The 6384-nt window shown below is 36.0% G+C and carries 9 protein-coding genes; 7 read left to right on the top strand and 2 right to left on the bottom strand.

Going from position 1 to position 6384, the window contains the following annotated elements; genetic code table 11:
* The 6 genes from ABWO41_RS14300 to ABWO41_RS14325 all read left to right on the top strand — a co-directional run.
* On the top strand, positions 1-370 hold a 370-nt coding region (locus tag ABWO41_RS14300), incomplete at its 5' end, for a hypothetical protein (RefSeq protein WP_353139413.1).
* A 219-nt stretch (positions 371-589) separates the two neighbouring features.
* A complete protein-coding gene (locus ABWO41_RS14305) occupies positions 590-2497 on the top strand; it encodes an ABC-F family ATP-binding cassette domain-containing protein (RefSeq protein WP_353139416.1) in 1908 nt (635 codons plus the stop codon).
* Between the two features lie 16 nt (positions 2498-2513).
* Positions 2514-3017 carry a DinB family protein gene (locus tag ABWO41_RS14310; protein WP_353139419.1) on the top strand — a complete coding sequence of 168 codons (504 nt, stop codon included), beginning with the start codon at positions 2514-2516 and terminating at the stop codon, positions 3015-3017.
* Between the two features lie 134 nt (positions 3018-3151).
* Positions 3152-3598 (top strand): NAD(+)--rifampin ADP-ribosyltransferase, encoded by a 447-nt coding sequence (arr, locus tag ABWO41_RS14315; RefSeq protein WP_353139422.1) that lies wholly within the window; start codon positions 3152-3154, stop codon positions 3596-3598.
* 11 nt (positions 3599-3609) lie between these two features.
* Entirely contained in the window at positions 3610-3960 is a 351-nt protein-coding gene (locus ABWO41_RS14320; protein ID WP_353139425.1) for a DUF2200 domain-containing protein, read from the top strand.
* A gap of 50 nt (positions 3961-4010) precedes the next feature.
* On the top strand, positions 4011-4745 hold the full coding sequence (locus tag ABWO41_RS14325) for a sulfite exporter TauE/SafE family protein (protein ID WP_353139428.1): 735 nt from the start codon (positions 4011-4013) through the stop codon (positions 4743-4745).
* Positions 4746-4842: 97 nt separating this feature from the next.
* On the opposite strand, the gene ABWO41_RS14330 is transcribed toward ABWO41_RS14325, so the two are convergent.
* Both ABWO41_RS14330 and ABWO41_RS14335 read right to left on the bottom strand, forming a co-directional pair.
* Positions 4843-5118: a hypothetical protein gene (locus tag ABWO41_RS14330; protein WP_353139431.1), complete on the bottom strand. Its 276-nt coding sequence runs from the start codon at positions 5116-5118 to the stop codon at positions 4843-4845.
* Between the two features lie 126 nt (positions 5119-5244).
* The gene (locus ABWO41_RS14335) at positions 5245-5508 is read right to left on the bottom strand and encodes a hypothetical protein (protein WP_353139434.1); all 264 of its coding nucleotides are present in this window, start codon (positions 5506-5508) and stop codon (positions 5245-5247) included.
* Between the two features lie 327 nt (positions 5509-5835).
* Here ABWO41_RS14335 and ABWO41_RS14340 point away from each other — a divergent pair, with 327 nt between their 5' ends.
* Complete coding sequence (locus ABWO41_RS14340) at positions 5836-6096, top strand: helix-turn-helix domain-containing protein (protein ID WP_353139437.1); 261 nt, start codon at positions 5836-5838, stop codon at positions 6094-6096.
* Positions 6097-6384: the final 288 nt, after the last annotated feature.

Here is a 6384-nt window from a genome sequence, read left to right on the forward strand (position 1 = left end):
TTATTATCTTCCCGAAATTGAGACTTATTACTATGTTCCGAAAAGACAATTTATTTATATCAATGGCGGAAACTGGGTATTTTCTACTTCGTTACCATATAGGCATCGCCATTACAACCTTTACAATGGTTACAAGGTAGTAATCAATCAGCCCTATGCTTATAAACACCATAAGCACTACAAAGTAAAATATGCTCATCATCACAGACATGGTTATCAGCCAACCCATAGAGAACACAGATATAGTCGTCCTTCGCATGATTACAAAAAGACCAATTACCATTATCGTCAGCAACACGATTATAAAAAACATAAAGGTAATGGCAAACATCATCCTCATGGAGGAAAAGGTCGCCATGGAAGAGACTAATTAAAATATTCATGACAGCATCTGGATGATTCTAAATTTTCTTAAAATTATCCAGATGTATCAAATTAAGTAGTAGTTCGATTAAACTTTTTATTCATCTATTTACATCCCCCGAATGTAAAATCTCTGTTATCGCCATACAGAGAAGTTCTAAAATTGTAATTCAATCCAAAGCCCACAGCGCTTAAATACAGCAAATTTCCTTACCTTTGCAATCTCATGATTGCAATCAACGATTTAACTTTTTTGATAGGTTCCCGGGCCTTATATGATGAAGCGAACTGGCATATTAAACCGGGAGATCGCGTTGGATTAATTGGCGCCAACGGAACCGGAAAATCGACTTTATTAAAACTTATTGTAGGCGAGTATACTCCTACTTCTGGTACTATATCCATGTCTAAAGACATTAAAATTGGTTACTTAAACCAGGATTTATTGTCTTACGATTCGCATAACAGCATTCTGCATGTAGCAATGGAGGCTTTTGAACGCCAAAATCAATTACATGATGAAATAGAAATATTGCTAAAAAAAATAGAGACGGACTATTCTGATGAAGTTTTAAACAAACTCAGTGCTAAACAGGAAGAGTTTGCAGCTTTAGATGGATACAGTATAGAATATAAGGCCAACGAAATTCTGGCAGGTTTGGGTTTTAGTGCAGAAGACCAGCACCGCCCGCTGAATACTTTTTCCGGAGGATGGAGAATGCGCGTGATGCTTGCGAAGATTCTGTTGCAGGATCCTGATATTCTTTTACTGGATGAGCCTACCAACCACATGGACTTACCCTCTATTAAATGGTTAGAAAATTACTTAACGGGCTTTGAAGGTGCTATCGTTATTGTCTCTCACGACCGTTATTTCCTGGATAAAATTGTTAACCGCATTGTCGAATCCAGAAAAGGAAAGCTTACCTCCTATGCTGGCAATTACACATTTTATCTGGAAGAAAAAGAACTGAGAGCCGAAATCCAGCGTGGCGAATTTAAAAACCAACAGGCCAAAATTAAGCAGGAAGAACGTTTAATAGAGCGTTTTAAAGCTAAAGCCTCAAAAGCTAAAATGGCACAATCCAGAATGAAAGCGCTGGAAAGAATGGAACGTGTTGATGATGTTGATGACGATAATCCAACGGTTAATTTTCGCTTTAAGTTCACTAAACCATCTGGCAGGCATGTTATCCGGATTGAAAATGCAACCAAAAGCTACCCTGCGATAGATATTTTAGAAAATGCAGATGCTGTTATTGAAAAAGGTGACAAAATTGCTCTTATTGGTGCCAATGGTAAAGGAAAATCTACTTTATTAAGGATTATCGCCGGCACCGAGCCTTTTAAAGGTCAATGCGAAACCGGGCATAATGTTACGGAAACTTTCTTCGCTCAGCATCAGTTAGAGTCTTTGCATCTTGAAAATTCTATTCTGGAAGAACTACAATCTTTTGCTCCTAAACATACCGATACGGAATTAAGATCTTTACTTGGATGTTTTCTTTTCACCGGAGATGATGTTTTCAAAAAGATACGCGTATTGTCCGGGGGCGAGAAATCACGGGTCGCACTGGCTAAATCTTTAACTACCGATTCTAATTTTCTGATTCTGGACGAGCCTACCAACCATCTGGATATACAATCGGTGAATATTCTGATTCAGGCTTTACAACAATACGAAGGTACTTTTATTACAGTATCCCACGATCGTTATTTCCTTGACAATATTGCCAACAAAATCTGGTTTATAGAAGATAAGAAAATTAAGGAATATCCGGGTACTTACGAAGAGTATGAAGAATGGCAAAGTAAAAGAGATAAAGGCCCGGTAAATACTAGTGAAATAAAGAAAGAAAAAGTAAAGAAAGAAGAGCCTAAAGTAATATCTGATGATGTGAATAGGCAATTGAAAAAGCTGAATACACAGCTTAAAAAATTGGAAGAGGAAATTGCTGCACAAAAGAAAGAAATAGAGAAATTTGAGGCTGAAATTGCCAGAGAAGAGGTTTACAGCGATGCAAATAAACTGGCTGAAGCCAATTCCAACTATACTCAGTCTAAGGAAGTGTTTATAAAACTTCAGGATGAATGGGAAAAATTAGCTGAAGAAATATTGATTTTAGAAGATTAATCTAAAAATAACTACTATGGGAATTAAACAAAATTATCTGGCTGAATTAGAGAGAGAAATTGCCAGTACAAAAAAATTAATAGCCTGTATACCTAACGATAAATGGGACTGGAAACCGCATGAGAAATCTGCTTCTGTAGGTGAATTAGCCAAACATATTACCGAATTAACCGGATGGACTGTAAATATTGCCGAAAAGGATAAATTAGACTTCAGAAAAGATTATATTCCATTAAGCGTAACTACTAAAGAAGATCTGTTAAATCTCCTGGATATTTATGCTAAAGAATGTAAAGAAGCCCTAGAAAAATTTGATGACGCCAAATGGGGTGATAAATGGAGTTTAACAGCCGGTGAACATATTATTGCAGAACTACCAAAATTTGCTGCCAAAAGGTTTATTGTAAATAACCATATTTATCACCACAGAGGCCAGCTTTCTGTATATTTACGTTTGCTGGATGTTCCTATTCCGGGTATGTACGGCCCTTCTGCAGACGAAAATGCAAAAACTTTTTAAGTAACCTTTATCAGGATATTCATCAAACAAACTCTTAAGCTAATCCTTAAGAGTTTGCTGTCTATATTGTTCTGTTATCAAAGTGCTTGAGATTGTACATCCTGAAGGGCAATTATACCAACTAATAAACTACTATGAATAAAAACAGAAACGACATTAAACCAGACGAATCTGGCCACAGCCCTTTTTGCCAAACATTTTTTCATGGCACAAAAGCAGATTTAAAAATTGGCGACTTTATTGCGGTTAATTTCAATTCAAATTATGGTCAGAGAAAAAAAGCTAAATATATTTACCTGTCTGCTACTATAGATGCTGCCATCTGGGGAGCAGAACTTGCTTTCGGTGAAGAACGGGAAAGAATATATTTAGTTGAACCAACAGGACCGATTGAAGACGATCCTAATTTGACGGATAAAAAATTTCCTGGTAATCCAACAAGATCTTACAGATCTGAGCATCCGTTTAAAGTTGTTGGCGAAGTGACTGTCTGGAAAGGACACTCACCAGAACAGGTCAAAGCCATGAAAGACGGACTAGAACGTCTTAAAGCACAGGGAATTGAAGCTATTGAAGAATAAAATTGAATATAATGAAAAACACCAGAGTTTATAAAATGTCTTTTGTAAGTGTGTACCCACACTATATTCAAAAGGCCGAGAAAAAAGGCCGTACAAAAGCAGAAGTTGATGAGATTATCTTTTGGCTTACAGGTTATGATGAACAAACATTGCAACAACATCTTGATAACAAAACTGACTTCGAAACTTTTTTTGCAAAAGCTCCTAAAATAAACCCAAATGCTTCAAAAATCACAGGTGTGATTTGTGGTTACAGGGTTGAGGAAATAGAAGATGAATTAATGCAAAAGATCCGTTATTTAGATAAGTTGATTGACGAATTGGCAAAAGGTAAAACAATGGACAAAATTTTAAGAAAATAAACCACTATAAATTAGCTTGCTTTCATAAATACAGTGATTTACAATTAATAATGACATCCACAATTATATTTATTCTTATTATTAGTTTCATTGTTTCATTAGTACGTTCTACATTAGGTTTTGGGGAGTCGTTAATAGCGGTACCATTATTTATTCTTTTTTTGCCTGTAGATGTTGCTGTACCGCTATCAGTTATGCTATCTATTGTTATAGCTCTGGTTGTAGTAATACAAGATCATAAGAAAATACATTTTGATAGTGCAAAATGGCTGATTTTTTATGCAATACTGGGTATACCATTAGGTATTTTGATTCTAATCTACGGCAGCGAAGCGTTAATTAAAGTGGGGCTTGGTGTACTTATTATTCTATATGCCATTTACTCTCTTTTCGCAAAAAACAACAAAGTACTTAAAGAAGATAGCAAGCTCTGGCTTTCTGTCTGTGGCTTTTTATCTGGAGTATTTGGTGGAGCTTACGGTTTAAATGGACCTCCGCTAGTTGTTTACGGAAATTTAAGACAATGGACCGCAAAACATTTCAGAGCTACATTACAAGCTTATTTTTTACCGGTTAGTATCTTAAGCGTATTTGGGTATTATGTAAAAGGTCTTATTACGACTGAAGTAAATATCTATTTTATGGTTTCGCTCGCGACAACTATCCCTGCAATTTTCTTAGGAAGGTATTTGAATCACCAATTAAAAGATGGTTCGTTCTTTAAGTATGTATATGGTGGATTGGCAATTATAGGGATTATCTTGATTATAAGTTCTCTTATATGATTTGCCAGTTAAAGATATGAGGCGAAAAAACCACCTGCCGCATAGCTAGCCCTATACCTTATACATTCGCGGCAGGATGGCCAATAAACCCAACCAATTATAACGAAGGTTTTAGTAAAGTCTTCATAGAAACGCCTCTCCTATTGTTTTTCAACTCAACCTCCAGTAGTTCCAATACATCAAGCAAACGTTTCAAATACTCATAAAAAGTCAACAGGTCTTCCCTTTTCTCTACTGGCTGGCTGCTGAATCCGCCTGATACGGTTAAGGCAAAAAACTTCCACAGCAGCTCTTTGCTCTCTGCCGATTTATAATCTCCCAACAGTTTTTCCAGTTCGGAAATAACTTGCTGGTACTTGTTATCTATACTCATATATTGATTACGGCTTTATGGTTAAGATTTAAATGCTTTGAAAAACAGGCTGTCCTGCATAGCTTCAATAAAAACTACTACTATTTTTTTTCGCCATGCCGTGGACAGCCTTATGAGAGCGAAAAACTATTCCGGTGATTTGATGATATAAGGATATGTTAATTTCTGTTCGTCCAGAATGCTTTCGGTTAGCATAGGTTCTAAAGCATCTATCACTTGCTGCAAATGCTCGTAAACAGCAAGAAGCTTTTCCCTCTTTTCCAAAGGTTGTTTGTTGTATCCTCCGGATACAGTTAGCGAAAACAATTGCCAGAGATAGGACTTGGACTCTGCCAGAGAGAAATACTGAAAGCATTCCTGCAAAATGCCTCTTTGAATTTGTTTTTTCATGATACCCGTTATTTATGATAACGAGTCTGTAAGATAAGTTTCAAAAATAGCGTGAAGCTCAACTTACTGTAACTGAGGCACTGGTATACCTTGACCACGAATAAGTGAGCTCACGCCAAAACGTGATCATTTCACTTTTCGCCTCGTGGTCTTAAAAATTACCAGTTTTCAGTTACGAGACTCTAGTGCGTATGCTTCTAATAGTTTTTGAGAAGACCGCAAATATAACTTTATAACATATTTTTCTAGAAATAAATATATAAAAAAAACATTGTTGGTACAAAATAGAATACCATTTTTTTTTACTTGTTATTGGATATTTCCATAATGTTCGAAAAGGAAGAAGAAAATCTATTTAAGAATAAAGTAGGAGAAAGAATAAAACAATTACGTACCGATAAAAAATACGGCTTACGTGAGTTCGCTCGTAATGCAGAAATTGAGCATCACCAGTTATTAAAAATAGAAAAAGGGGAATCTGATATTAGACTTTTAACTTTAATGAAGATTTCTAAAGCTTTAAAACTTCATCCTAATGAGATATTAGATATTGATTTTGGAATTGATTTTAGTGAGATGGATCAGTAATTTTTAATATTTATCTGCTATAGCATGGATTTAGCAAAGCTGTTCGGGATATTCCGAAAGGGTTATCCCGAACTCATAAATAAAGCGGATTTCAAAAATCCGCAACATTCAAAGTTCGAGTTGCTTTTTCAAAAACAACCCGAACAGCTGGAATAAGAGATTGCTTCGTCGTAACCTCCTCGCAATGACACAAATCGAAGTCATTGCGAGGAACGAAGCAATCTCATTATCAGTATTTTAATCAAAACATCAATGGTGCCGGAGGGAAGAATCCCCACATGTAGAGTA

The sequence above is a fragment of the Pseudopedobacter sp. genome (assembly GCF_040392825.1).
GTDB lineage: Bacteria > Bacteroidota > Bacteroidia > Sphingobacteriales > Sphingobacteriaceae > Pseudopedobacter.